Source organism: Nitrobacter winogradskyi Nb-255 (assembly GCF_000012725.1).
In the GTDB taxonomy this organism is placed as follows: Bacteria; Pseudomonadota; Alphaproteobacteria; order Rhizobiales; family Xanthobacteraceae; genus Nitrobacter; species Nitrobacter winogradskyi.
Genome location: NC_007406.1, coordinates 732,765 through 758,033, shown reverse-complemented (window position 1 = coordinate 758,033; position 25,269 = coordinate 732,765). Strand labels below are relative to the sequence as shown.

Sequence of the window (25,269 nt, the reverse complement as noted above, 5' to 3'; positions counted from 1 at the left end):
GGATACCATGCCTATTGCTCATACGCCAACGACGGTGCCGGTCGTTGTGGACGAGGCCAAGTGTATCGCTGACAAGGGATGCACGGTGTGTGTGGACGTCTGTCCGCTCGATGTGTTGCGGATCAGTGATCTCACGGGCAAGGCCTATATGAAATACGACGAGTGCTGGTACTGCATGCCGTGCGAAACCGATTGTCCGACCGGCGCCGTGACCGTCAACATTCCATACCTGTTGCGCTGAGATGCGGCATCCTGAACCATTCGAGGATTTCGGCGACGTGGACGAGATCGCCCGGGGGCTTTCGAGTTCGGATGCCTCCGTTCGGCGTCTCGCGGTCATCGAGCTCGCCGAAACGTCGAACAGCGCGGCGGTTTCATTTTTGTCGCGGGCGACTGCCGATTCGTCGTCGGATGTCCGGTTGCAGGCGGCGCGCGCGCTCGGCGAGTTCGATGGCTCGGACGTGGCCGAAGCCCTGGTGCAAGCCGTGACCGACCCGGTTCCGGATGTGGCTCGGGCAGCGGCGGACAGCCTGGCGGAACTTCGCGATCCGGAAGTAAGCGAGGTTCTGCTTCCTTTTGTGTCACACGGCTCGTCTTTCGTGCGGGCGGCGATTTTTCGCGCGCTGAAAGCGCTGCAGGTGAACGCATCCTTGAGCTCCGCCGTTGTGGCCCTCGCAGACAGCGACGCCGCGGTACGGGCTCAAGCCGTCGGCGTGATCGGATATCTCAAACGCCTTGATACGCTGCCCTCGCTTATTCACGCATCGAAGGATGCCAGCGCCAGCGTGCGGTTAGCCGCCATCAGCGCCTTATCTTTCGCGCGAAACGAATTGGCCGCCCAGGCGTCGGCCGATGCGCTTGCGGACGATGACTGGCAGGTGCGGGCCGCAGCGGCGGAAACGATCGGGCGCGTGGGTTCGCCGTCGACGTCAGAAACGCTCATACGCTCGCTCGACGACAGCTACTGGCAGGTGCGGCAGAAGATCTTGCAGAGTCTGGGCAGGCTAGGCACGCCCGACGCCGTTCCCGCGATCGTGCCGCTTCTTGCCGATGACGTTCCGTCCGTTCGCAAGGAGGCTGCCGCGGCGCTAGGCGAGATTTCCGAACCAAGCGCGCGTGAGGCGCTGGAAGAACATGCTCTTGATCCGGATCCGGATGTTCGCAAGACGGTGCTCTGGGCTCTCAACAGGCTCGGCCCGGATTGACTATTCCCGAAACAGAATTTTCTTGAGCATATCGAGACGCTTGATCCGCATAATGTTGCCATCTATGGCGATGATCTGCTCATTCTGAAATCGCTTCAGCATCATGGTGACCCACTGGCGGGTCGATCCGACCATCGCGGCGATCTGATCATGGGTGACCTTGCGATTAATGATGATCGCGTCGCCGCCGTCGATTCCATATAGCTCGGACAAGTTCACCAGATACTGCGCAAGCCTTTCGATGACGGACCGCGTTCCCAGCATCTGCGCCATCGACGAATAGCATTCTCCTTTGGCGATCAATCCGTCGATCATCGCCAGCGCGAAGTCCGGCATCTGAAGCAGAAGTTTCCGCAGCACGGCGCTTGGCAGCATCGTAATCGCGCAATCTTCAATGGCAACGCCAGACCACATGTACACGCCGCCGCCGGATACGCCCGGACCTCCGATAAAATGCCCCGGCGTCCAATAGGCAAGGGTAATCTCGCGGCCGGACGGCGCGGAGTAATAGACCCGTACCTGACCGCGGTCGATGATGAATATCCCATCGTGATGCTCGCCCTGGCTGAAGACGGGATCTCCTTGCCGCACGACGAGGCCGCGGCCGGCTGCGCGAACTTGCGCGCGCTGCTCGACGGACAGGCGGTCGAGAAACCGCGCGCCGACATTCAGGCTCTCAATGGTTTCGCTCATGAACAGCGCGGAGCGAGCGGCGGCATTCACAAGTTCGCTCGAACCCGTCGAAGTCCTCTCTTCGTCAGGCCCATGCAGGCGAGCGATGACGCGCGACTGTCCCAAGAATCTGGAAGGCGCGATCGCAGTAACGTGCTTGACGGTCGTCATATGCCGCTTGCCTGTTGATTTCGAGCGCAACCTAAAATCGATACTGCGGCAAAGTCTACCCGCTTGATCGATCCGAACCGAAATTAAGTAAGGTTCACACGTGGATCTATCCCGGTCGAACTGATTCATCCTCCAATCCGCCGATCGTGAGAAAATCTTTGACCTGTCGCTTGATGCGGTACGACGACGTCGTCGATCCGGTCGATCGGGAGCGCAAGTAATTGCTTCAGCTCCCTCCCGTTCGACTCGATGGTTCGATGGTCGAATTTGATATCGCGAGACAACTCCATGATCTCTTTCAGAGTTGCTAACATGACTGCTGGCATCGCGACTGCGATGATCAGCATGCTAGGTGCGACGAACATCGTCCACGCCGAAGCCATTACGATAGGCATCGGTCATCAGAGCATGTGCACCGATACCTATGCCGCCGGGATCATCGTCAAGGAGCTGAAGCTTCTCGAAAAGCACCTGCCACGCAGCGGAAAGTATGTCGACGTCACCTATAATCTCAAGTGGGATGATTATGCGTCGGGCGGACCCATTACCAACCAGATGCTGGCTGGAAAGCTCGACATCGGCGTGATGGGAGATTACCCCGTCATCGTGAATGGCGCCAAGTTCCAGGCCACGAAAAGCTTGAACACAAGTCTGGTGTCGAGCACGGGTTACAACCTTCGCGGAGCGGGTAACGCCATCGTCGTTCCCGCGTCATCGAATGTCTATTCTCTTGCGCAACTGAAGGGCCGTTCCATCTCAACCCCGTACGGGAGCGCCGCCTGGGGGATGCTCATCAAGGCCCTCGAAGATGCGCATATTTCCTTGAGCGATGTGGATCTGAAGAATCAGGCTCCATCGGTCGGCGCCGCGAATATCGCCACGGGGAAAATCGACGCGCATGCGGATTTCTGCCCGTGGTCGGAGATCATGGAATACCGCGGCACCGGACGAAAAATTTATGACGGAAGCCAAACAGGTGTCCCCTATCTGCATGGTGTCGTTGTTCGAAAGGATTTCGTCGACAAGTATCCTGAGATCATCGTGGCCTTCATCAAGGCGATTCACGATGCCGGTGAATGGCTGAAAAAGGATCCGGCTCTGGCGGCTGCGCAAATGGAGAAATGGACCGGCGTCGAAAAGGAGGTGCTGTATCTCTATTATTCGCGGGGCGGGCATCTCACGGTCGATCCCACGCTGAAGCCGCAGTGGATCGAAACCCTTGAATTTGATCATGGAGTTCTTGCGCGCGCCGACCTTTCGCCGCCGCTCGATTTCAAGGAATGGGTCGACGACCGATACGTCAAGAAAGCCTATGCCGAGCTTGGGCTTGATTATGCCGCTCAGAGTAAGGAGATCGTTGACCCGCTCATCGCCAATCGGGACCTGCCGAACGAGATCTGGCACGCGAAGGACGGCATCCTTTCCTACCCGACGACGGCGGCTTTCCTGAAGGCCGCGGCCGATTTTCAGGCGACGGGCGTGAAGATCAATGCCGCCTATGTCTATGATCACGACACCGGACTTAAGCTGTTCGGAACGACAGCCTTCTATGTCCGCAACAAGGATGGAAGCTATACCGCTTTTCTTCGCAAGGATCCGGCGGAGACCTATGCGGCGAAGACAGGCGGAGAGGTTTCAACGTTCACGGAAGCGATCGCGAGGCAGGCGATCTAGGTCATGTCCAATGAAATCGCGTCCGTGAGTGATGGCATGTTGACGGATGCGCCGGCTGAGCCCCGGCGTATCGTCAGCCTTCCCAACGGATTCAGGTCGGCGGCTTTGAGCGTGTTGATCGCCGCTGCCTCGCTGTCCGCGGGACTTCTCTTCTGGTACTGGGCGACGCTAACGAGCCTCGACTTCTACGTCCGTTTCGACAATGTGCCGACCCCGATTCAGGTTGCAAATGCCTTTTGGCACGAACTCGGGGACAAGCGTTTCTATTTCCATATTCTGTATAGCCTGCGTCGCATCGCGATCGCTTACGCGCTCGCGTCTGCGCTCGGCATCGGGCTGGGATTAGCGGTCGGCCGCTCGCGTTTGGCGCGCGCGGTCATACTGCCTTATGTCGAGATTATCCGGCCGATTCCCGCCGTGGCGTGGATTCCACTCGCCATCCTGATGTGGCCGACTGAAGAATCCTCCATCATCTACATCACCGCGCTCGGCGCCATGTTTCCGATTCTGCTGAATACGATTCACGGCGTCGAGCAAACACCGGAGATTCTGGTACGAGCGGCGCAATCCCTCGGAGCTTCGCGTCTGGCCATTTTCCAGCACGTCGTACTGCCTTCCGCTTTGCCGCATATCGTCACGGGGCTCGCCATCGGCATGGGCGTGTCCTGGTTCTCGCTGCTCGCCGGCGAGATCATCAGCGGACAGTACGGCATCGGCTATTTCACCTGGAATGCTTATTCGCTGATCCTTTATCCGGAGATCGTTGTCGGCATGATCGTCATCGGCCTGCTGGGGACGGCTTCGACCCATGCGGTTCGTTTGCTGACGAGACCTCTGCTCGCCTGGCAAAGGAACCCGCGATGACAGGATTCAAGGTGATCGCGCAGACCGTCCGCGCGCATTGGAGCCTCCTGGTTTTGACAAGCGCGGGACTTGTCGTCGTGTACTATGGAGCGCAGATCGCGGTTCTCTATTTTCGTCTCGGTCATTTGCCGAACTACATCACCGCATACGACTATCCGGCCAATGTAGCGCGGATCATCCGCTCGACCCCGGCTGTGTCAGATATGATCCCCATCATTCTCAATGAATGGATCTTCGAGATCGGCTACATGGACTATGATTACGGTCACGGCATTGCCGAATGGACAATGGGAATTCCGCCGTCAAAGCTTCTTATGATCGCGATCGCCTCTGTGCTCATCAGCGTGAATGCGCTGCTCTGGAGGACGGCGCGTCACTCCTGCTTTCATCTTGAAAGGCGGAGTCTTGTCGGGATGACCGGCCTCGGAGCCGTGACGGTCGGCCTAGTCAGCATCTCCCTCAGTTGGGTTGTATGCTGCGGAACGCCGACCTGGATCGTTGGACTTGCTCTTCTTGGACTGGATGTCGGCCTGGCGTTCGCACTTGAGCCGTTTGGAGTTTGGATCGTATCCGTGGGCTTTATTATTCTTGCCATGTCGACGTTACGGTTCGCAAGTCATAACCTCACCGTTCAATCCGCGGTGCGGCGGACAGGATTGCTTCCGGAGATCGCGTGAACAGTACTCTCGCTCAGCCGGCCGAAACCGGGATCCGCCGGCCGGCGCAAACCGGCCATATCATTCTCGATCGCGTGACGGTTCGCTTCGGCGAGGACGTCAGGGGACGCCGCGCCATTTTCGACACGTCGCTGGAGATCAGGCCGCGCGAGTTCGTTTGCCTGCTTGGTCCGTCCGGCTGTGGCAAGTCCACCTTGCTCAATTGCATCGCAGGCTACATCCGACCATCGTCTGGCGAAGTCAGGGTCGATGGCCACATCGTTGAGCGGCCAGGTCCCGAACGTGGCATGGTCTTTCAGCAGTACTCTCTCTTTCCCTGGAAGAGCATTCGCGACAACATCGCTTTCGGTCCTCTGCGTGCTGGGAAGAGTCGTGCTGAAGCATTGGCGATCGCCGATCATTTTCTGACGATGATCGGGTTATCCGGATTCTCAAAACGCTACCCCGCAGAGCTTTCCGGCGGCATGCAACAGCGTGTCGGCATTGCCCGTGCGCTCGCTAATTATCCGAGCGTCTTGCTGATGGATGAGCCCTTTGGAGCGCTCGATGCGCAGACGCGCGCAATGATGCAGGAGAGCTTACTGCGCATCTGGGGTGAAGTTGAGACCACCGTCGTCTTTGTCACCCATGACGTCGACGAGGCGATTTTCCTTGCCGACCGGATCGTGGTCATGAGCGCCGGTCCGGGCCGGATCATCGCGGATCAAGACGTGCCCCTGCTGCGTCCGCGCAGTCCCGACATTCTGACCGACGATACGTTCATTCGCATCAAGAAGTCCTGCCTCGCCAGGATCCGCGCCGAAAGCCTCAAGGCTTTCCAGCAGCAGAACCGCTAAAGTCTGATTCAGCTGCGTTGAATCAGACTCTAGCCTGAACTTTTGGTCGAGCATGATCGTATCCAAGAACCGTTTTCCACTTTCTGGGATCATGCTCTAATGTCGCGCTTCCTTATTGTCGGCATGACCAGCCTGGCTGCTTTTGCGCTTCTCGTCCGACATGCGTTCGCTGATGCTATCGTCGATGCGCCAGATCGACCTTGGGAAGCTTGCGGCAATTGCCATGGTGTCGACGGTATAAGCGCGACCGCGCATTTTCCTAAGCTCGCGGGTCAAAAGCGCGCTTATATCGAAAAGCAGTTGCGTGACTTTCGCTCCGGGCTACGAATCAACGATAATGGACAAATGAGCGGGACCGGTGATTTCCCGGATCATGCGCTGGAGCTCGCAGCCGCCTATTTTAGTCAGCTTTCTGCGCCTTCGCCGGAAAGTCGTGAGAACAACAACATCTCCCGTGCGAAGACGATCGTTGAATCCGGTGTACCGAAAGCAGGAGTTCCAGCCTGCCGATCATGCCATAATGGCGATGCCAACCTCGAACCCTGGCTCGAGGCTCAACATGCGGGGTATCTGGCGAAGCAGTTGAAAGACTTCAAATCCGGTGTTCGCGGAAACGATAAGGTCATGGCTGACATTGCGCGGCGCTTATCCGACGATGACATCGAGGAGGTTGCCGGCTTTCTTGCATCGACGCCGAGACCTCCCGGCAAGCACTAGCCGAGAATGCTCCAATCGCTCCGACGGCGACTATCACACACCCCAAAGGTGTTCGACCAACCGCTTCCGGCCATGCCAATGGGCGAGCTCAGAATAATCAATTAGAGCATTTTCCGGCGAAGTGGATACCGGTTCGCCGCAAGAAAATGCGACCAGACAACCATTTCTAAAGCATGGTCCGATTCAACTTGATCGGGTCATGCTCTAGTGTAAAGCCGAACTTACGCCAAGGTAGCGACGCTGAAGCGCCTCGTCCGTACTCAATCTTTTCGCCGGAAGCGTAGCCGCAATTTTTCCGCCCAGCATGACAGCAACCGTGTCGGAAACGGAAGTCGCAACTCTCAGGTTCTGCTCGATCAACAGAAGACCGATCTTGTCGAGTGTCAGCTTCCTCAGCGTATCGATCAACTGATCGACAATCACGGGAGCCAATCCTTCCGATGGTTCGTCCATGATGATCAGTCTTGGATTGCGCAGTAGCGCGCGGGCTATGGCAAGCATCTGCTGCTCGCCCCCCGATAATTGCGCGCCGCCGTTCGATCTTCTTTCCGCTAGTCGGGGAAAAGTCTCGTAGATCCGTTCTGGAGTCCAGGCCGCCTTCCTGCTCCGGCTCGCGAGCTTGAGGTGTTCGTCAACAGAAAGCGAGGGGAAGACCCGCCTTCCTTGGGGAACGATCGCAATTCCACGCCGGGCGACCTGCATCGCAGACTTGCGATCAAGAGGCTCGTTATCAAGCGCGATAGAACCGCTCCGAACCGGTATCATTCCCATGATGGCATAGCAGAACGTGGTTTTTCCCATGCCATTGCGTCCGACAACGGACACCGGCTTATCACCAACGTCAAGTGAAACCCCATGAAGGATCTCAGCGCGGCCATAGTTGACGTGCAGATCGGCGACTGACAACATCACGCAGCCTCGCCCAGATAAATCGCCTGCACAGCGGGATCGCGCTCGACCTTGTCAGGTGTCCGCTCGATCGCGACCGCTCCGTCCTTCATCACCGTGACGATATCGGCAATCGGCAAGGCGATATCCATATCGTGCTCCACCACCACGAGTGTCAGAGAACGCGGCAGTTCATGCAGCGTTCTTAGCAGTTCCGGTCGATCGCCAGGCGAAAGACCGGCGGCCGGCTCGTCCAGCATGAGAAGCTTCGGCTCCGCGGCAAGCGCCATGCCAAGCTCCAACTGGCGACGCTGCCCGTGCGAGAGATCACGCACGTCTGAGTTCAACAGATGGCAAATGCGCACACGGTCCGCGATCTCTCGCGCTTGCGCGAGATCCCGATCGTTCGCTCTGGGACGCAAAAGCGAGAACCTGTTTCTTCTGACGCCTCGTATGGCGAGAAAGATGTTATCCAGCACGGTGAGCCCGTCGAACAGAAGCGAGTTCTGATAAGTGCGTGCGATACCGATGCGGGCGCGCATATGCTGCTTCAAATCCGTGATGTCACGTCCAGAAAATCGAATGGATCCGGCTTTCGGTGAATAGTCACCGCAAACGACGTTGAACAACGTCGTTTTTCCGGCGCCGTTCGGTCCCAGAATGACGCGACGCTCACCCTGCGCGACGACAAGATCGACTCCTGAGAGGACCGGCGCCCCACCGAAACTGAAGCCAATCCCCGACAATTCGAGTGTCGGCGGACGAGATCGTGTCGCGGCACATATCCGCAGGACTCCTCGAGACTCCGGTTGTCTCCGGCTACTGTCGACGGCTGTCATATCTTCACATTTCCGGTGTTGTTGCGGGACGGCGCGCCGAGCGCGACATACTTGTCTTCGGGAAATCCAAGAGTCTGGTTCACATTCGGAACCTTCTTGATAACCACCGACTGCAACCGCTTGTCCTGTACCTCGACCTTGGTGAGAAAATTGTCGGAAATCGCCTGCCTGTTGTGATCGAGCTTCACATGAGCATCGATATAGTTCTTGAACTCAAGCTTTCGCAGCGCCTCTCGGAAAGCCTCCTGATTTCCCGAGAGATCGCCATCCACGGCATTGAGCGCGAGAAGCGTCGCCTGCAAGTTGGTGGAATAGGCAAACGCAAGCGTACCGGGCGTCTGCTGCCCGACATCCTTGCTCCAGCGTCGGACATAGCGAGCCTGGAAATCCTTCCAGACCGGGTTGTCGTAGTGATCCCCGATCGGGCCGGCGGATATGGTGCCTTCAAGCACCTTGCGGTGGGGACCGCGGGCGGAGAACAGCGTCTGATCCGCAAGAAGGGTTCCGCCCAGAAGCGGCAGCGAGCCGCCGGCCTGCGCATACTGGGTAAGGAAAGCCAGTCCGTCCGAGCCGCCATAGACGACGTAGAGCGCTCCGGACGACTTTGGTATCTGCGCGATCAGCGAGGTGTAGTCGGACGTTCCGAACGGCGTCCAGAGATAGTTGAGTTTGCCCCCTGCCCGCGTGAACTCAAGACTGAACCCGAACACCTGCGAATAAGGAAAGGCGTAGTCGGAAGCGACAACCGTGACTTCGCCGATGTTGAGGACATTCTTCGTGTACTCACCGAGCCCCGCGGTCCATTGCGTCCCGTCCGTGCTGAAGCGGAAATAGTTCGACGACGAATTTCGGAGCGTATTGTCCTGCGATGCGGACGAGCCGTTAATGAAGGTCTTGTTCGGCACGGTGCGCGAATAATCTCGAACCGCGATGCCCTCGGCTCCCGCCAGTGGCCCGATCACGACATCCGCCTTGTCCTGCTCGATTAGCTTGCGGGTCCGTGCGAGCGCGACGTCCGGTTTGCCATTCGATGATTCTCGAATCCATTCGATCTTGCGGCCGCCCGCTTTGTAACCGGCTTCCTCGAGAAGGAGCTCAACGACGCGATAGGCATCCTGCCCGTTGATGGCGAGCGGCCCCTCCAGCGAGGCCAGTGTGCCCAGCCTGATAGGAGCTGGGTCGGCATGGATGGCGGGAGCGAACACGGCGGAGCCGGCAATGGCTGCTGCGCCTTGAAGGACTTGCCTCCGGGTGGGATTGATTGCCATGGTCGTGGTCCTCAAATGAATTTTGTTAAGGAGCGATAGAGGTTTGTGAGCGCGATACCGGGCTTCGATCGCGCGCGAGCAAGGCATTCCCTCGCTTGATCAGCCCTATGATCCCGTCAGGCGAAGCAACGACAATCGTCAGGAAGACCGCGCCTATAAGCGTATTAAATCGGTCGCGGTCGTAGATGTCGGCTGCGAAAGTATCGAAGATCGTAAAAATGAATGCGCCGATGAACGCGCCGATGGGATGGCCGAGGCCGCCGATCACCGCGATGATTAGAATGCTGATCGTGGCATGGGTGGACACGGTGCCGGGCGAAATTCCAATGTTGTAGAAGGTGAGCAGAACGCCACCGACCCCCGCGATAAAGCCGGCAAGGCCAAACGCCACGATACGATGCAGGGCGACATTGAATCCAAGCGCCGAAATTCGCCGCGGATTATCGCGAATGCCCTGCAGGACTAGCCCAAGTGGAGCGCGGCTGACGTAGATCACAAGCGCGTAAAGGGCCACGGACACGGCGAGGACCGCATGGTAGAAGATCGCAGGCGTGCGCAAGGGAACGCTCAGAATATCCGGGCCCATCACATTGCGAATCCCTTCATAGCCATTGAGGAATTCGACGTTGGCCTGCACGAAGAAATAGAAGCTCACCGCGATCGCGAGCGTGATCATCAGTAGATAGATCTCCCGTGTGCGAACCGCGACGGCGCCAATGGTAAGCCCCGCAACGGTCGAGAGCACCAGAGCGAGAGCGACGGCCGGGCCGTAAGGAAGCTGAAAGCCATTCGCCGGTATGGCGTCCGGTACGGTCACGGCAATCGTGTATCCGGCAACGCCGGCGGGAACCATTTGGGCGAGCGAGATGAACCCGCCGTAATGAGCAAGGAACGTAAGCGAGAGCGCCACGATTCCAAAGATCATGGCTCGGACGAATATATTAACCGTCCAGAACTCAGGCAGAACGGCCGGAAGCGTAACAAGCGCTATCAGAACAGCGGAAGTGATCAGGGACGACAAAGCAAAGGAGCGTCCGACGACCTCCGTAGTAGATGTGGAAGCCGCGTCACTCATGATAGTTTTCTTCCCAGAAGACCGTGAGGCCGGAACGCGAGGACCGCTACCATGATGAGCAATGTGAGCATCACCGAGTAAGCCGGGAACAACGATTGTCCGAACTGCTCGGCCATTCCGACCAGAAGTGCGCCGAGCGCCGTCCCGGGTAACGATCCCATGCCGCCCACGATAACCACGACAAGTGATGTCAGCAGGAACTCGATATCCTTCTCCTGGCCGAAGGGCTGCGCGGTGCCACCTATGACCCCGGCCAGGCCGGCAAGAGCGGCGCCGATCGCAAAAATGACAACTGAGATGAGCGGCACGTTGACGCCTTGCGCCGCCAGCATCGCCCGGTCATCGACACCGGCGCGCACCACGATGCCGAGCTTTGTCCGTTGCAGGATCAGCCAAAGACCGAAGCCGACACCGATCGCCACCACCACCTGAAACAGACGGAAGGTCGAGTACTGACCGCCTTGAACGAATGGCACCGGCACCGACCCAAACAGAATGTCGGGCGCATAGAACTGCTGACTCAGTCCGCCAAAAATCGCCAGGAGTTGATCCGCGACGATTATGGAGATTCCGATCGTCACCAGCGTCTGGCGCAGCTCCTGACCCTGCATCCAGCCAAGAAAGACAATCTGCAAAACGACACCAAGAATCGCCGATGCGGAAATTCCTGCGGCCAACGCGATGATCCAGGCATAAGCGTTGCCGTCGTCGTAAAGCGGATAGAAAACGGCGACGCCGGCATACGCGCCGACAAGAAACAGCGTTCCGTGCGCCATGTTCACGGAGCGCATCAGACCGAAGATGAGCGAGAATCCGATCGCCACGATGAAGTAGAGTGCGGAGACGGTAAGACCGTTGAGTGCCACCGTCAGAAATAATTCGAGACTCAAGTCACGCGCTCCACCATTCCGGATACATCGCGCTCTTTCAACGCGTGAAGATTCTATAGCAAATGAGAAGCAGATTTATTTTACGTATTTTGCGCATTGCAAGTGATCTTCTGCGTCCGACGGATCGGCATCCGCACATAATCTTCTTTTGAGAACACCCGTTGCGTCTATCAAGTACGAGAACTTTTCGAACACCTCTCGTTGGTCGTCTCATAAAGTCTGCGATGTAACGGCTCGACGGAATACGATTGACGATCTCCTGAGAACCATACGGATCACCTCCGCATGTTGGTACATTCGACGTGTGTCCGCCGATCAGGCATAGGCGCCGCTCCGATTCGACTAAGATTCCAGACTCCGTTTCAACGCGTTGTCTCTCGTGGCGCTCGCAACGCCCTGGAAGTACGAACAACGTGGCACGATATTCTTCGGAGAACACTTCACACATTCAAGATTTTCTTTCCCATCTGACGCACGTATCAGCAGCGACGATCTGCACCCTGTTATCGCACACGATTCATCAGCGTCTATCTTCATATAGATCGCGTCACATCCGGCGACAGCAATGTGAGTGACGACAACCTGCATCAAGTTCGCCTTCTATTGAAGCTTCAGACGTACGCGCGAGGTGGTACAGAATTCTGCTGATCAGACTCCGAACGCTCAAGATCTTTCTTCTTCTCGGCGCTTCGAGTCATGACCATACTTATGTTTTGTTTGATGCCGTCTTCATGTTGACACCATTCGATGTGTGTCGATAGCTATATCGACAGGCCACGGGCCTTACGCATCACAAGTCGTCCTAATTTTAGATGGTTGTCGTTCTTTGAGTGGCCGCACGTCCTCTTCAGCGATGAGGGGCGCGCGGCATTTGCAGACGGCTGCGTCGGTCATGGACTGCGAGAAACGTTCTTCCAGTGCTGCGCTCAGCAGACTCGAACCCGCCATGACAAAGCAACTTGGGGTTTGATAATGAATTTGATGAAGAATCTTTTTCTCGGCTCGACGACAGCTCTGGTCGTCGTGAGCGGGGCTCGGGCCGCTGATCTTCCGTTGAAGGCGAAAGCCGTCGAGTACGTAAAGGTCTGCTCCCTGTATGGCGCCGGCTTCTATTATATCCCCGGCACCGAAACCTGCATCAAGCTCGGCGGCTATATGCGTGCCGACCTGGGCGTGAACACCAATGCGATTTTCATGGGCAACACCTCGAATCAGGCCGGAGCGCAGAATCGTCACTCCAACGCTTTCACCTGGCGCGCGCGCGCGGACCTGACCTTCGACACACGCACCGCAACGGATTACGGCGTGGTTCGCAGCTACTTCGACGGGGGCTTCACCTGGACCTCGGGAGGCTATGCAGGCTTGCGCGTCGGCGGGACAGCGTATGACGGGAATCCGACCGGCGGAATCTCCGGCGGCCAGCTTAACGTGTTCTTCGCTTTCATTCAGTTCGCCGGCTTCACGATGGGTAAAGCTGTCTCCCAGTTCACCGCTCCCTGGGGCAACTATCCCGGCAACATCTATGACGGTCTCGTCGGCGGCGGCGGCGCGTTCACGGGGGTGAACCAGTTCACCTACACCGCGGAGTTCGGCGATGGCATATCAGGCTCGATCGGCGTGCAGGATCCGAGCGCGTATTATCAGGCCGGCATTCACAACCTCGGAGTGGGATCGCCGGGCACCATCATCAGCCCTCCGTTTCTGGGCATCGTCTTCTTCGGCTCCCCTCTCTTCGGCTACGGCCTCAGCGCGAATGCCGGAACCACCTTTCCGGATATCGTCGGCCAACTGCGCGTCGACCAGGCCTGGGGCTTGTTCCAGGCGTCGGCCGCGGCGCATCATAACAACCCCGCCTACTACGGAGGCGATGAAACCACTGGAGGCCCCCGAAACAAGTGGGGCTGGGCCGGTCAGCTCGCTCTGACGATCAGAAACATCCCGACGGGTCCGGGCGACGTGATCAACGTCTCGGCCGTCTATACCAACGGCGCAACCCGCTACAACATCCAGGACATGGCTGCTCAGGCGGGCGGCAGCACGATCTATTCAGGCTTCGGCGTGGGCAGCGTCGGCTTCGGCTTCGCGCCCGATTCCGTCTACGCGCCCAACGGCGATCTAGAGCTGGTCACGACCTGGGGCATGCGCGGCGCCTACGTTCACAACTGGAATCAGTACTGGAGCAGCTCGATATTCGGCGCCTACGCATCGGTCAGGTACACCGGCGGAGCCAAGGCCTACATGTGCGGCGTATCAATTCCTGGCGCCCTCGGCGGGGGTCTCTCCACCTGCAATCCGGATTACAACATCGGGCAGGTCGGCGCGAACATTCGTTGGACGCCGGTCAAGAATCTGACGTTCACGACGGAAGCGGCTTACAGCATGTTGGATCAGAAGTTCGCCGGCGTCGCGGCTGTTCCTCCCAACTGGGCTGTCAGCAAGCCGGGGGGCAATTATGCGGTGAAGGATCAGGAGGTCTGGACCGTCATGTTCCGCGCCCAGCGCGCGTGGTGAAGACCGCATCGCGCCGTGAGGATACTCTCGCTTTCCAAGCCGTCTGATATCCTGGACGGATCGCCGTTATCACAGCGGATCCGGCTACTGTATTGGACGGTTCGGCACCTTATTGGAGAAAAGCGAACAGCACGAACAATCTCCAATTGAAGCTCGAATTAGGAGTATCTACCATCTGGATCGATAGTTAGAGATCATTCACCTCTTGAAGGGACAAGCACATGACTCCAGCGATGCAGATGATGATGCCCATGATGGGCGGCGCGTCACCCATGACGTCGCCCATGATGATGAATGGCATGATGCCGATGGGAGGCATGATGTCGATGCCGACCATGATGTGCCAGATGACCTGCACGATGACGGCCAACGGCATGACCTGCGAGATGAAGCCCATGGATGCGTCGATGAAGGACATGTTCATGCAGTGCTGCCAGAACATGATGAACATGGCGAACAACGGCATGCCGATGATGATGTGCTGCGGTGGGATGGCGATGATGTGCGTCATGCAGGCGAAGGCAGCCTGACGATATCGAACGAGCCGGTTGAGTTCGGACAAGGGCAGACTGGTTCTGCCCTTGTTTTGTTTCAGGCTGGACGAGTGAGGGCCGTAAAACATCGACGATTTGCGCGCCGGCCTCAGCCGATCATCTGCGCATAGGTCATCACCAGATACAGAACTGCCTCGTCTGTGCCGAGATTGCGGTATGCGTGCGGAACGTCCGCCTCGAACAGCATGGCGTCTCCCTCGCTCAAAGTCGTTGGCCGCGCCGATCCGACGGCGATTTCGACCGATCCCTTGGCAACCACCAGATTCTCGCGGGTCCCCGCCGCATGAGCTTCGGCGTTCTCGCAATAGAGCGGGGCGAGCCGGAGTTCATAGAACTCAGTTCGTCGTTCGCTATCGAACGGAAACAGAGCCCGGGAGGTGAACCGTCCCTGATTGGATGACAACAGCTTCGATCCGTCGCGGCGCAGAACGATGATTCCTTCCGGATCGCCGACGGCTATCAGGCTGGCGAACGGAACAGTGAGCGAGGTGCATATTTTCCAAAGCAGACCGATGGTCGGCGTGCTCTTTCCGGTTTCGATCTGGCCAAGCATGGCGCGGCTCACGCCCGATTGCTTGGCCAGTCGCTCGAGCGACAAACCTTGCCGCAACCGGATTCGGCGCAGATTCTTTCCGACAATCACCGGCAGTTCAATGCAATCCAGACCGCTTCCATCGCCTTGATGGTAAATCTGGCTCGTGCCGAGCTTGCTCATGCGATGATCGGGCCGGACTCCGTGGATCCGGGCCTTGATACCCATGTCGGGAACACAATGACGACAGGCACCGTCAGCCACATGAACGGAAAAGCGTATGGGAATTGGCTGGCCGATGACGGACCACAGGCTCCTCCGGATTTCGCTGCGCACCTGCGCCGCTCCAGATAAGGCTGAAAGTCAATAATCGCGGCGCTGCTTTTTCCCACGGCTTCACCATTTCAATTGCATCGATCGAGAGTCGTTTCGCCCTATATTGGCGAAGCGGAGTGATCCTCACAATCAGCGGCAAAAGAAAACGATAAACTTCGCAGAATGCACCGCTCCGCGATAAAGCCATTCTGAGTGATGGGATTGCGGCAGCTAATATCATCCGCGACGACCCGTACGAACGGATTGGCGCGAAAGAGAGTTCTCGCACCTTCGTGTTTCACACGTGGACACGGTGCATCTCGGAGACATTGTGGTGGCGCTAAGAAGCTATTATCCCGCCTGTGTCGTCATGGAGCGGAGGGTCCAATTGCACGACTGGAAACGGCCCCGAAGGCCGTGCCCCGCCTGCCGACGATCGGCTGCCTGACATCGAACTCGTTCGCAGCCGCGCTGAAGCCACCGCGAGTGATGCTTAGAACCTCGCCCGCGCGCTCAGCAGGAAATTACGTGGCGCGCCGTAGAAATTGCCGAGGTAGAAAGCTCCGATGGCCTGGTAGTATGTCCTGTCGAACAGGTTGTTGACGTTGAGAGCCAGGGTCCAGTGCTCATCGAGACGGTATTGCGCGAACAGATCCACCACCGCGCGGCCCGGCTCGGTAATTCTAAACGGATTCCCGGCGAATGTTCCGGTCTGGTAGAATGAGCTTTGCGCGGTCACGCCGCCGCCGATCTTGAAGCCCTCAAGCGGCCCTTGCAGATCGTAACTCGTCCACAGCTTGAACAGATGCTTCGGTGTGAACGCGTTGTAGCGGCCGCCGCCCGCTATGTTCTCGTTGTCGTTGAAAGTATAGCCGGCCGAAACCTGCCAGCCGGCGGCGACCTCGCCGTTGACCTCGATATCCACGCCCTGGCTGACGATGCGGCCGTCACCGAGCCAGCAGCAATTTGTGCCAAGATCGCCCGGAGTAGCCGGATAGGCGAAATCCCGCACCGCCTCACCGTTGCGCTTCACATGATATAGCGCAAACGTCGTGTTCAAGCGGCCGTCGAGCAGGCTGCCCTTGACGCCGACCTCATAGGTGCGCCCCGTGATAGGGCCAAGCGGAGTGCCGGGCAGAGGCCCCCTTAAGTTGAAAGCCTGCGGCTGATAGGTCTCGGCAAAGCTGGCATAGGCCGACCATTGACTGGTCAGGTCGTAAACCATGCCGAGATAAGGCGTGAAAACCTTGTTGTCTTCGTATGCCGTCAACGATGTGGAGGTGACAGCGCCCGTGTTCTGGTCAACAGCATTAATGGCACTATTGTAACTGTACCAACTCAACCGCCCCCCGAAAATCAGCTTCAGAGGGTCCGCGACATGAGCCACGAACGATCCATACACGCCTTTCTGTAAGATTTTGTAGGTGTTATCGTTATTAGGAACGTAGGGTCCGGCAGGATAGTCGGCAGGGTTGTATTGGAAGATGCTGTTACGCATCGATCCTACCCACATACTCAGGTTTTTTCGGTTCAACAGGTGGAGATCCAGCCTGTTGATATTAGCACCCAAAGTGTCCGTCGTCAGATGAATTGAGACTGTTCCGGGGTCACGGGAACGGAGGTTCTGGCTCATCTGGGTTTGAGGTTAGGCGGCCTGCAGGTGATGCTGCAAGCGTCTTTGGTGGATGGTCTGGCGTTTGATCCTTTCGCGTTCGGTGAGGATGGTCTGCCCGCGGCCGAAGTAGACGTCAGCGGGCGTGAGATTATCGATGCTCTCGTGATAGCGGCCGTGATTGTAGTGCTCGACGAAGGCCGCGACCTGCCGTTCAAGGTCGCCGGGCAGATAGTAGTTTTCCAGCAGGATGCGGTTCTTCAGGGTCTGATGCCAGCGCTCGATCTTGCCCTGCGTCTGGGGATGATACGGCGCGCCGCGAACGTGTTTCATGCCCTTGCCGTCGAGCCAGGTAGCGAGTTCGGCCGAGATGTATGAGGCGCCGTTGTCGCTCAACAGCCTCGGCCGATGCGCGACCGTGATCTGGTCGAGCCCCGATGCCGCCAGAGCCAGATCGAGCGTGGCGGTGACGTCATCCGCCCGCATCGTGGCGCAGAGCTTCCAGGCGACGATGAAGCGGGAGAAGTCGTCGAGCACGGTCGAGAGATAATACCAGCCCCAACCCGTGATCTTCAGGTAGGTGAAGTCGGTTTGCCAGAGCTGGTTGGGCGCTGTCGTCTTGTCCTTGAACTCAGACGCCGCCTTGATGACGATATAGGCTGGGCTGGTGATGAGATCATGAGCCTTCAGCAGCCGATATACCGACGCCTCCGAGACAAAGTAGCGCTTCTCGTCGGTGAAGCGCACCGCCAGCTCGCGCGGGCTCAGCTCCGTTTCGCGCAGCGCCAGCTCGACGATCTCGGCCCGGATTGGGTCAGGAATCCGGTTCCAGACACGATCCGGCCGCGAGCGATGATCGGCCAGAGCCTCGATCCCACCGGTGAGATAGCGATCGTACCAGCGATAGAACGTGGCGCGCGGGATGCCGAGCTTGTCCAGGGTTCGCCGTGCCGGCAGATGCGAGGCCTCGACCAGGCGAATGATCTCGGCCTTTTCGGATGCAGGATACCTCATGTGTCGTCCTCCCCATCCGCGAGCATGCTTTTTTTCAGCAGGCGGTTTTCCAGGGTGAGATCGGCCACGGCCTCCTTCAGGGCCTGCGCCTCACGGCGCAGCTCTTTCACCTCGTCCGACGTCGCGGCGCGGGCCGTGTCACCAGCGAGACGGCGCTTGCCGGCGTCGAGGAACTCCTTCGACCAGCCGTAATACATCGACGAGGCGATCCCCTCGCGCCGACACAGCTCGGCGATGCTCTCCTCGCCGCGCACGCCTTCCAGCACGATGCGGATCTTCTCTTCAGCCGAGAACTGCCGGCGCGTTGCCCGGCGGATGTCCTTCACGACCTGCTCTGCCGGTGCTTTCTCCGGCCCGGATTTCTGTCTCATCTGCGCTCCAAATTGGCTGCGATGATCCAGAAATCCTCCCTTCCCGAAAACCCCTAAACTGTCTCAAGAGCCCTGACGGCGGACACACCCAAAGTCAGCTTCTGCTCCCTGCCCAACAGATCGAACGATCCTTTCAGCACAGCGTCGAGCGTGAACTGCGGTGCACGGTAATCGTACTCCCAATCATAGCCGGTCAGACCCATGCCAGTGATCGGATTGATCCCTCCCTGCCAGGTTAAGTCCCGGCGAAAAATCTCGTTGATCGAGCGCGTCGCCTCGACGCCCAGGGTCCAGTTGGGTGCGAGTTCCTGATCGAGGCGGATGAACATCATATTGTTGTTGAGCAGCCAGGTGTCCTCGGGCCGATTGAGAGAGAAGCTGCGCGGCAGGCCGAGGTCGTCACCGTTCGCATAGCGCGGAAGCCCACGGAAAAATCCAGCCTGATCCTGGCGCATGACATTGGCGCCGAAGGTGAGCATGGTGCTGTCGGTGATATCAGCTTCGATGATACCATAAAGCAGATACCTGTTGCTCTTGCCGTGATTGTAGAAAAAATTCTGATCCTGATAGGTCCCGACAAAGCGCCCGCGAACCGCACCGTTCTCGGTGAGCGAACCGCCGACATCCAGTTCGCCACGATAGTTGTTCCAGCTTCCGCCGTGGAGCAGCGCGTTCATCTGGAACTGTTTGGTCGGCTTCTTGCGCACAAGATTAATTGCGCCGCCCGGTGCGCCCGAGGTGCCGTAGAGCGCGTCGGAGCCGCGCAGGACCTCGACGCGATCGAACATAGCGAGGTCAAACTGGGATGTGGTGAAGCCCTGACCTATCATGCTTCCTCCAAATTGCGGGCTGTTGCCGTCGATCTGAAGGTTTGTGACAGGAAAACCTCGGGAATATATAGTTGAATCTGTGGTGCTGTATGGCACGACGGTGATGCCGGGTGTGCGCTCCAGCGCATGCTCCATCGTCGTCATTCCCTGATCCTGAATGCGCTGGCGCGTGATGACCGAGACTGTCTGCGGCGTTTCTTTTAGCGTTTGATTCTTGCCGAACGACGCCACGCTGGTCGTGTAGGAGCCGGTGCCCTCGGTCCTGCCGGGATCGCTCGACGTCGCGCCCTGCACATCGATGGTGTCGAGCGAGATCGCGCCGGCGACCGGGGCAACCGCCGCATCGGCCGCGCCGGCCGCGCCGACCAATGCGGCGGAACCCGAACCACCCATCCGTACGCTGAGCCCGGTGCCCGAAACGAGGCGCTGCAGCGCCGCCGATGGCGGCATGGCGCCGACCACGGCGACCGATGTCTTGCCATGTACAAGCTGCGACGAGTAGCTGATCTGCCAGCCCGTTGCGCGGATGAATGCGTTGATCGCCGATGACAGCGGCTGCGCGGGAATCGAGAAATTCACCGGCTGGGAAGTCACCGCCTGGCGCGTTTGTTGCGCGCACGCAGGCGCAACGCCGAGCATTCCGGTAAAACCGATCATTGCCGTGGAGAGCAGGAACGATAGATAACGTCGTCCTCTTATCACGCGTTCGCCGCGTCCGCTGCCGCCGTTCAGGTCGCCCTGCCTCATCTTCAAGCCCCGCCCTCTGATTCAATCGAGGGTCGGTCCCGCGCTGCGTGCGCGCCTCGCCCTCGAACAGATGACGTTCGACAAGAGGCGATCCGGCAAAAAAACCCGGTGCTATCGCAGCAGAATGATTCCGCCGGGCAGACGGTTCATGGTTGCGCCCGCCGCATCGGCAAGCGTGCGGATGGCGCCGGGCACGTCATCAAGCCGATAGTTGCCGGTGACGACGAGATCACCCACCCGCGCGTCGGCGACAATGACGATCCCGTCGTAATAGCGGCGCAGTTCATCCAGCACGTGCGCCAGGCGTTGATTCTCGAATATGATGCGGCCATCGCGCCAGGCGAGAATCTCCGACGGGTCACGCCTGGCAACCACGGAGAGAGCTTTCGCGGTGGCTGTCACCATCTCTCCGGGATCGAGTTCGACATGATCGCCGGAATCCGACAACCGGCTGACCTCGACGCGGCCGCGCTCAAGAACAATGGTGTCCTGATCACTTTCAGTCCTGACGGCAAAGGCCGTACCCTTCACCTCGGTTTCCCCATAGTGAGCGGCAACGCGGAACGGATGCGCCGGATCGTGCCGTACATCGAAGAAGGCTTCGCCTTCCAGAAGGGTCACTTGTCGCCGTCCGTTCGTGAAGTCGATCGACACGGCCGAAGCGGTGTTCAAAAGCATCGTCGAGCCGTCCGGCAACGACACTTGCGCCCGGCCGCCGGTTGCCGTGATGTAATCGGCTTGCCACCGCAACATCAGAGCCGGATATTGCCACGCCCCGATGGCGATCATGAGGATGGCGGCGGCGGCGACGCCCCGCAGTGACCACGATTGAACGTAGCGCGCGGCCGAGAGCAGCCGGCGTCGGTTCACCGAACCGCGCGCGGCGGCTGGCAGCCCTTCAGCCGCTTTCCCGAGTTCAGGGGATCTCCACATCGCCTCGAGATAACGAAACTCTTCGCCGTGGCGTGGGCTTCGCAGCAGCCATTCCTGAAATTGCCGTTGTTCCGCCAGCTCCAGCGGCGCGTTCTGACGGCGGGCGAGCCATTCAAGCGCTTCATCGACAATCGGGTCCGGATGGGTAAACGCCCCTCCGGATTTGTCGTCCTCTGCGCCGTCGTGTGCCACTCAGACCATCCTGTCTTCGCTATGCCGCAGCCTTATACCAGAGACGTTCGGTCGACTGGAATCCGGCAAAATCAGTCGGGACCGGCGGCCGACCCATGTGGTTCGGGAGGAGAAATCCGGCTGGCGGTCAAGAGAAGGTCTCAACCCTCATCAAGACGTCGGATCGCGTCGCGGCAATGCGCCATCGCCAGCTTGAGGTCGTTGAAGACCGTGCGCTCGGAAACGCCGAGATGACTGGCGATCTGTCCGTTCTGCCACCCTTCGACGCGGCTGAGCACGACGACGGTTTGCGCCCGTTCCGGAAGCGCGCTCAAAGCCTGCCAGAATCGGTTCAACCGCTCGCGCTCGATGACCACGCCTTCCGGTGTCGGAGAATTCGCCGGGACTTTCTCGATTTCCGCGGTGGGGAGACCATCAAGCTGCACACTGCCTCGCGTCCGCTGTCGTCGCAGATGGTCGAGCGCGAGGTTGCGAGCCGTCTGATACAGAAAAGCTTCCAGATGTTCGATCGGGCCGCTCTCGGCAGCCCGCGCGGCACGGAGGTACGTCTCCTGCGCAAGATCCTCGGCCGTCTGGGGATCGCGCACGATCCGCATCACGCTCCACATCAGGGATCGCCGATGCAGCAGGAAGGCAGCACTCAAGGACTCAGCCATCCGTGCCCTCTTCTGAATCACGACACGGAAGCGGGCTCATCCCTGTCCCTGCGCAATCAGCTTTCTGCCGACCGTGGAAACGGTGTCGGCGTGTCGCGAGCGACCTCAGGTTTGCGCTACGAAGGAACGTTGCAAAAAGCATACTCACGATACATTCGTCCCCTCAATCGAGATGAGCCGACGCGCCTTCGTCGGTCGGCATTCTCCACCTACCCCTGATACCCAGGACATTGGTAATCGCCGCTCCCTTGGCGCCCACACCGATGCGCAACCGCCCGTTCACGGGTCTCCAATCCGCGGATAACGACGGACGCGGTCCTGCCCCTGTCGGTGGCCCTAGAGCGGGATGGGTTTATTTTGAATCGATTGAGATTCCCAAATCAGAATTCATCTGATTCAACATGCTGACTGGGAAGGAGGCCAGCATGGATGGGACGAGCCTATTCGAACGACCTTCGTGAGCGGGTAGTGCGTGCTGTCGTTAAAGGCGGCCTGTCGCGGCATCAGGCTGCGGCCCAGTTTGGGGTGGGCATCAGCACGGCGATCAACTGGGTACAACGCTTCCACGAGACCGGCAGCGTCGCGCCAAGCCAGATCGGCGGCTATAGGCCAAAGAAGATTGCGGGGCCGCACCGCGAATGGCTGCTGCAACGGTGCCGAAAGGACTTTACCGTGCGCGGGCTGGTGGCCGAACTTGCCGAGCGTGGCCTTAAGGTCGATTACCGCACGATGTGGGAGTTCGTTCACGCTGTGAAGCTCAGTTACAAAAAAAGACGCTGATTGCTGCAGAGCAGGATCGTCCCGATGTCGCCCGTCGGCGAGCGCAATGGACCAAGTATCGAGATCGGATTGATCCCACTCGGCTGGTGTTCATCGATGAGACCTGGACCAAAACCAATATGGCGCCGCTGCGGGGCTGGGCGCCGCGCGGTCAACGCATCAGAGCCAAGGTGCCGCATGGCCGCTGGCAGACCATGACCTTTATGGCCGCTCTGCGCCACGATCGCATCACCGCGCCGTGGTTCATCGAGGGGCCGATCAACGGCGAAGCCTTCCTTCTCTACATCGAGAAGGTTCTGGTCCCGACCCTGCGGCACGGCGACATCGTCATTATGGACAACCTCGGCTCGCACAAGGCCAGCGCCGTGCGTCGCGTCATCCGTGCCGCCGGTGCCCGGCTCTTCTACCTGCCGAAATACTCGCCTGATCTGAACCCGATCGAGCAGTTCTTTGCCAAGTTCAAACACTGGCTACGCAAAGCCGCGCAGCGGACCACCGAGGCCGTCTACAATGCTATCGCTCCGATCCTCGAAACCGTTGCACCGGCTGAATGCGCCAACTACTTCGTCAATGCAGGATACAACCAAATCTAAACTCATCATGCTCTAGCGGCAGAATACTTCGCGTGCAAACTCAATGATTTAGAATTAGTTTAAGAAAGGTGGCAGAGAAAAACAGGCTGCGCCATTTCCCAACTCCATTATCTGGAGAACGCATTCAATTCCTGTTGCCATCCTCTCCCGATAGAGGGTGTTGGCGCCTGGCGGCCGACCGAATTCCTCCGGGAGAATGTTTTCAGCGCCTCATGAACTGGCCGAGCCCATTGTCGTTGAGAAACTCGATAGTCAGTTCGCTGGCCGGCTCGTCGCCAGTTCGCTTGAAAGTAACCGACGACACCGAACCGTCGGTTTGGTTCTCGCTGGAAGGTTTGATCGAAAACACGTCGCCATCCCAGTGCGTCAACGTGTACGATCGGCTCAAACGGCCGATCTTCAGCTCCATATGACCGTTTGCATCGACGATCTCGGCATCTCCGAAATAGGGACTGCCGTAGCGGCCAACATAGGATGTAGAACTGGCAGCCGGCGCTGGTTTAGCGGGCGGCGACTTGCCGACGAGATCGCCTGCCGGCGCCGTAAGCTGCGCCATCACCCCGCTATAGGCAGCAAGCCAGTCCCGCGTGATCTTCCCGAACTGAACAAGATCCATGAACGAGGCCCCGACCGCCTCCGCCGCGCCGACCGGTTCCGCGTTGGTCAGCACGACGATCCCGATCCCGGCCGAAGGGATGATCGTGTAATGGGTTCCTGCACCCAGCGCGAAGGCCCCGGAATGACTGATCATTGTTCGTCCCGCAGGCGTGACTCCGACGCCAAATCCATATCCGTACAGGCTGGCTCTCGCATCGGCTGAAGGGGAATGAATCGAAACGACCTCGGCGGTCATGGCTGGAAGCAGAGCATCCGCTGGAATGACCTGCCGGCCTTCGAATTCGCCGTTCCGCAACACCAACGCCAGCCATCGGGCAAGATCGTTTGCCGACGAACTGACACCGCCTGCGGGTGACTGCGCATCGGGCCGGCGTTGATACTTTGGCTGGAAGCCGTCGCCGCCCCTTACATGTCCAATGGCGCGATTGGCCTGCTTTTCAAAATCAGCAAAGCGCGAACTGGTCGCGCTCATCCCGAGCGGTTTATAAAGAACCTCTTCAGACAGGCTTTCCCAGTCCTTGCCTGATGCGGCGGCGACGGCTTCCGCCGCCGCGGTCAGCCCGAAATTCGTGTAGGCATAGACGTCCCGGAAACCGTGAAGCGGCAGCAGGCGCAGGCGCTCCAGCACAGCTCGGCGACCATAGCCGAGATCCTCTAGATCGTCGCCGGCGTGGTCCGGCAACCCCGAACGGTGGCTGAACAAATCGGCGATCGTGACATGCTGCGTCACCCACGGGTCCATCAACCTGAACCAGGGCAAGTGCGCCTGGACAGGCGTGTTCCACTTGACGACGTCCGCGCCGACCTGGCGAGCCACGACGGTGGCCGCGATAGATTTTGAAAGCGATGCGATCTGAAAAACAGTGTTCGCGTCAATCGGCTGGTTCTCGCCAACTTTCCGGACGCCGAAACCCTTCGCGTAGGCGATCTTGCCATCACGCACCACCGCAACCGCCATGCCCGGAATGCCGGTCTTTTTCATGACGCCGGTGGCGATCGCGTCGAGACCCGCCACGGCCTCGTCGATCTGACCGTCGGCAATGGGTACGCCTGAGGTCTGGGGAGGCGATGTCTCCGCAAAACCCGGTATCGCCGCACAAGCCCAGACCAAGGACGAGGCGACCAGCTTTGCGAGGATTGCCCTCGGGCGAAATGCGACAACAGATTTCTGCAAGAACATGCGAGGCCTTCAGCTACCCGCTTTTAGATGCATAACGTCCCCACGGCGACGGGGC

The 25,269-nt window shown here is 58.8% G+C and carries 24 protein-coding genes; 9 read left to right on the top strand and 15 right to left on the bottom strand.

Going from position 1 to position 25,269, the window contains the following annotated elements:
* Window positions 1-7 precede the first annotated feature (7 nt).
* Together NWI_RS03515 and NWI_RS03510 are read left to right on the top strand one after the other, a co-directional pair.
* Window positions 8-241: a 4Fe-4S dicluster domain-containing protein gene (locus NWI_RS03515; protein WP_011313999.1), complete on the top strand. Its 234-nt coding sequence runs from the start codon at window positions 8-10 to the stop codon at window positions 239-241.
* A 1-nt stretch (window position 242) separates the two neighbouring features.
* Window positions 243-1,205: a HEAT repeat domain-containing protein gene (locus tag NWI_RS03510; protein ID WP_011313998.1), complete on the top strand. Its 963-nt coding sequence runs from the start codon at window positions 243-245 to the stop codon at window positions 1,203-1,205.
* Here the strand turns inward: NWI_RS03510 and NWI_RS03505 are convergent, their stop codons facing one another.
* Both NWI_RS03505 and NWI_RS17835 read right to left on the bottom strand, forming a co-directional pair.
* On the bottom strand, window positions 1,206-2,048 hold the full coding sequence (locus NWI_RS03505; protein ID WP_081431696.1) for a Crp/Fnr family transcriptional regulator: 843 nt from the start codon (window positions 2,046-2,048) through the stop codon (window positions 1,206-1,208).
* A 125-nt stretch (window positions 2,049-2,173) separates the two neighbouring features.
* Complete coding sequence (locus NWI_RS17835; RefSeq protein WP_041344710.1) at window positions 2,174-2,395, bottom strand: hypothetical protein; 222 nt, start codon at window positions 2,393-2,395, stop codon at window positions 2,174-2,176.
* On the opposite strand from NWI_RS17835, the gene NWI_RS03495 reads away from it, so the two are divergent.
* The 5 genes from NWI_RS03495 to NWI_RS17420 all read left to right on the top strand — a co-directional run bounded on the left by NWI_RS03495 (window position 2,394) and on the right by NWI_RS17420 (window position 6,816).
* Window positions 2,394-3,722 carry an ABC transporter substrate-binding protein gene (locus NWI_RS03495; RefSeq protein WP_244374964.1) on the top strand — a complete coding sequence of 443 codons (1,329 nt, stop codon included), beginning with the start codon at window positions 2,394-2,396 and terminating at the stop codon, window positions 3,720-3,722. The genes NWI_RS17835 and NWI_RS03495 overlap by 2 nt on opposite strands.
* A gap of 3 nt (window positions 3,723-3,725) precedes the next feature.
* Window positions 3,726-4,586, top strand: a complete 861-nt coding sequence (locus NWI_RS03490; protein ID WP_148203766.1) for an ABC transporter permease — start codon at window positions 3,726-3,728, stop codon at window positions 4,584-4,586.
* Between the two features lie 11 nt (window positions 4,587-4,597).
* Window positions 4,598-5,263: a hypothetical protein gene (locus NWI_RS03485; RefSeq protein WP_148203765.1), complete on the top strand. Its 666-nt coding sequence runs from the start codon at window positions 4,598-4,600 to the stop codon at window positions 5,261-5,263.
* Window positions 5,260-6,099, top strand: coding sequence for an ABC transporter ATP-binding protein (locus NWI_RS03480; protein WP_011313993.1), 840 nt, complete (start codon window positions 5,260-5,262; stop codon window positions 6,097-6,099). The genes NWI_RS03485 and NWI_RS03480 overlap by 4 nt, the downstream gene beginning before the upstream one ends.
* Window positions 6,100-6,198: 99 nt before the next feature.
* Window positions 6,199-6,816: a c-type cytochrome gene (locus NWI_RS17420; protein ID WP_011313992.1), complete on the top strand. Its 618-nt coding sequence runs from the start codon at window positions 6,199-6,201 to the stop codon at window positions 6,814-6,816.
* Window positions 6,817-7,020: 204 nt separating this feature from the next.
* On the opposite strand, the gene NWI_RS03470 is transcribed toward NWI_RS17420, so the two are convergent.
* From NWI_RS03470 to NWI_RS03450, 5 genes are read right to left on the bottom strand one after another with little or no spacing between them, the layout of a single operon-like run.
* Entirely contained in the window at window positions 7,021-7,725 is a 705-nt protein-coding gene (locus tag NWI_RS03470) for an ABC transporter ATP-binding protein (RefSeq protein WP_011313991.1), read from the bottom strand.
* Window positions 7,725-8,543, bottom strand: a complete 819-nt coding sequence (locus NWI_RS03465) for an ABC transporter ATP-binding protein (protein WP_011313990.1) — start codon at window positions 8,541-8,543, stop codon at window positions 7,725-7,727. Before NWI_RS03465 ends, NWI_RS03470 begins: the two co-directional genes overlap by 1 nt.
* Window positions 8,540-9,811, bottom strand: a complete 1,272-nt coding sequence (locus NWI_RS03460) for an ABC transporter substrate-binding protein (RefSeq protein ID WP_011313989.1) — start codon at window positions 9,809-9,811, stop codon at window positions 8,540-8,542. Before NWI_RS03460 ends, NWI_RS03465 begins: the two co-directional genes overlap by 4 nt.
* A gap of 25 nt (window positions 9,812-9,836) precedes the next feature.
* Window positions 9,837-10,886 carry a branched-chain amino acid ABC transporter permease gene (locus NWI_RS03455; protein ID WP_011313988.1) on the bottom strand — a complete coding sequence of 350 codons (1,050 nt, stop codon included), beginning with the start codon at window positions 10,884-10,886 and terminating at the stop codon, window positions 9,837-9,839.
* On the bottom strand, window positions 10,883-11,776 hold the full coding sequence (locus NWI_RS03450; protein WP_011313987.1) for a branched-chain amino acid ABC transporter permease: 894 nt from the start codon (window positions 11,774-11,776) through the stop codon (window positions 10,883-10,885). The genes NWI_RS03455 and NWI_RS03450 overlap by 4 nt, the downstream gene beginning before the upstream one ends.
* Window positions 11,777-12,748: 972 nt before the next feature.
* Here NWI_RS03450 and NWI_RS03445 point away from each other — a divergent pair.
* Window positions 12,749-14,287 (top strand): porin, encoded by a 1,539-nt coding sequence (locus tag NWI_RS03445; protein ID WP_011313986.1) that lies wholly within the window; start codon window positions 12,749-12,751, stop codon window positions 14,285-14,287.
* A 187-nt stretch (window positions 14,288-14,474) separates the two neighbouring features.
* Here NWI_RS03445 and NWI_RS03440 read toward each other — a convergent pair whose 3' ends face one another.
* The 7 genes from NWI_RS03440 to NWI_RS03405 all read right to left on the bottom strand — a co-directional run bounded on the left by NWI_RS03440 (window position 14,475) and on the right by NWI_RS03405 (window position 22,043).
* Window positions 14,475-14,909, bottom strand: a complete 435-nt coding sequence (locus NWI_RS03440) for a hypothetical protein (RefSeq protein WP_011313985.1) — start codon at window positions 14,907-14,909, stop codon at window positions 14,475-14,477.
* A 20-nt stretch (window positions 14,910-14,929) separates the two neighbouring features.
* On the bottom strand, window positions 14,930-15,556 hold the full coding sequence (locus tag NWI_RS03435) for a helix-turn-helix domain-containing protein (protein ID WP_049750616.1): 627 nt from the start codon (window positions 15,554-15,556) through the stop codon (window positions 14,930-14,932).
* Between the two features lie 625 nt (window positions 15,557-16,181).
* Entirely contained in the window at window positions 16,182-17,321 is a 1,140-nt protein-coding gene (locus NWI_RS03430; RefSeq protein WP_011313983.1) for a TonB-dependent siderophore receptor, read from the bottom strand.
* Window positions 17,322-17,333: 12 nt separating this feature from the next.
* Window positions 17,334-18,685, bottom strand: a protein-coding gene (locus NWI_RS03425) for an IS3 family transposase (RefSeq protein WP_148203761.1) whose coding sequence is annotated in 2 segments (ribosomal slippage) — window positions 17,334-18,349 and window positions 18,349-18,685 — 1,353 coding nt in all. Because the reading frame shifts where the segments join, the coding sequence is not laid out codon by codon here.
* A gap of 53 nt (window positions 18,686-18,738) precedes the next feature.
* A complete protein-coding gene (locus NWI_RS03415; protein WP_011313982.1) occupies window positions 18,739-20,262 on the bottom strand; it encodes a TonB-dependent siderophore receptor in 1,524 nt (507 codons plus the stop codon).
* A gap of 111 nt (window positions 20,263-20,373) precedes the next feature.
* Window positions 20,374-21,387, bottom strand: coding sequence for a FecR family protein (locus NWI_RS03410; RefSeq protein ID WP_011313981.1), 1,014 nt, complete (start codon window positions 21,385-21,387; stop codon window positions 20,374-20,376).
* 140 nt (window positions 21,388-21,527) lie between these two features.
* Window positions 21,528-22,043 carry an RNA polymerase sigma factor gene (locus tag NWI_RS03405; RefSeq protein ID WP_041344708.1) on the bottom strand — a complete coding sequence of 172 codons (516 nt, stop codon included), beginning with the start codon at window positions 22,041-22,043 and terminating at the stop codon, window positions 21,528-21,530.
* Window positions 22,044-22,472: 429 nt separating this feature from the next.
* Between NWI_RS03405 and NWI_RS16635 the strand changes: the two genes are divergently transcribed.
* A protein-coding gene (locus NWI_RS16635; protein ID WP_187147962.1) for an IS630 family transposase occupies window positions 22,473-23,416 on the top strand; the annotation gives its coding sequence in 2 pieces (ribosomal slippage) (window positions 22,473-22,808 and window positions 22,811-23,416; 942 coding nt in all).
* A 202-nt stretch (window positions 23,417-23,618) separates the two neighbouring features.
* Here the strand turns inward: NWI_RS16635 and NWI_RS03390 are convergent.
* Window positions 23,619-25,214: a serine hydrolase gene (locus NWI_RS03390; protein ID WP_011313979.1), complete on the bottom strand. Its 1,596-nt coding sequence runs from the start codon at window positions 25,212-25,214 to the stop codon at window positions 23,619-23,621.
* Window positions 25,215-25,269: the final 55 nt, after the last annotated feature.

Coding starts and splice junctions, on each gene's coding strand:
- NWI_RS03505 (WP_081431696.1), bottom strand. CDS start 2,048: ATGACGACCGTCAAGCACGTTACTGCGATCGCGCCTTCCAGATTCTTG.
- NWI_RS03515 (WP_011313999.1), top strand. CDS start 8: ATGCCTATTGCTCATACGCCAACGACGGTGCCGGTCGTTGTGGACGAG.
- NWI_RS03495 (WP_244374964.1), top strand. CDS start 2,394: ATGCTAGGTGCGACGAACATCGTCCACGCCGAAGCCATTACGATAGGC.
- NWI_RS03405 (WP_041344708.1), bottom strand. CDS start 22,043: ATGGCTGAGTCCTTGAGTGCTGCCTTCCTGCTGCATCGGCGATCCCTG.
- NWI_RS03430 (WP_011313983.1), bottom strand. CDS start 17,321: ATGAGCCAGAACCTCCGTTCCCGTGACCCCGGAACAGTCTCAATTCAT.
- NWI_RS03455 (WP_011313988.1), bottom strand. CDS start 10,886: ATGAGTGACGCGGCTTCCACATCTACTACGGAGGTCGTCGGACGCTCC.
- NWI_RS03435 (WP_049750616.1), bottom strand. CDS start 15,556: ATGAGCAAGCTCGGCACGAGCCAGATTTACCATCAAGGCGATGGAAGC.
- NWI_RS03465 (WP_011313990.1), bottom strand. CDS start 8,543: ATGACAGCCGTCGACAGTAGCCGGAGACAACCGGAGTCTCGAGGAGTC.
- NWI_RS03510 (WP_011313998.1), top strand. CDS start 243: ATGCGGCATCCTGAACCATTCGAGGATTTCGGCGACGTGGACGAGATC.
- NWI_RS03470 (WP_011313991.1), bottom strand. CDS start 7,725: ATGTTGTCAGTCGCCGATCTGCACGTCAACTATGGCCGCGCTGAGATC.
- NWI_RS03415 (WP_011313982.1), bottom strand. CDS start 20,262: ATGAGGCAGGGCGACCTGAACGGCGGCAGCGGACGCGGCGAACGCGTG.
- NWI_RS03445 (WP_011313986.1), top strand. CDS start 12,749: ATGAATTTGATGAAGAATCTTTTTCTCGGCTCGACGACAGCTCTGGTC.
- NWI_RS03460 (WP_011313989.1), bottom strand. CDS start 9,811: ATGGCAATCAATCCCACCCGGAGGCAAGTCCTTCAAGGCGCAGCAGCC.
- NWI_RS03390 (WP_011313979.1), bottom strand. CDS start 25,214: ATGTTCTTGCAGAAATCTGTTGTCGCATTTCGCCCGAGGGCAATCCTC.
- NWI_RS03490 (WP_148203766.1), top strand. CDS start 3,726: ATGTCCAATGAAATCGCGTCCGTGAGTGATGGCATGTTGACGGATGCG.
- NWI_RS17835 (WP_041344710.1), bottom strand. CDS start 2,395: ATGCTGATCATCGCAGTCGCGATGCCAGCAGTCATGTTAGCAACTCTG.
- NWI_RS03440 (WP_011313985.1), bottom strand. CDS start 14,909: ATGTTTTACGGCCCTCACTCGTCCAGCCTGAAACAAAACAAGGGCAGA.
- NWI_RS17420 (WP_011313992.1), top strand. CDS start 6,199: ATGTCGCGCTTCCTTATTGTCGGCATGACCAGCCTGGCTGCTTTTGCG.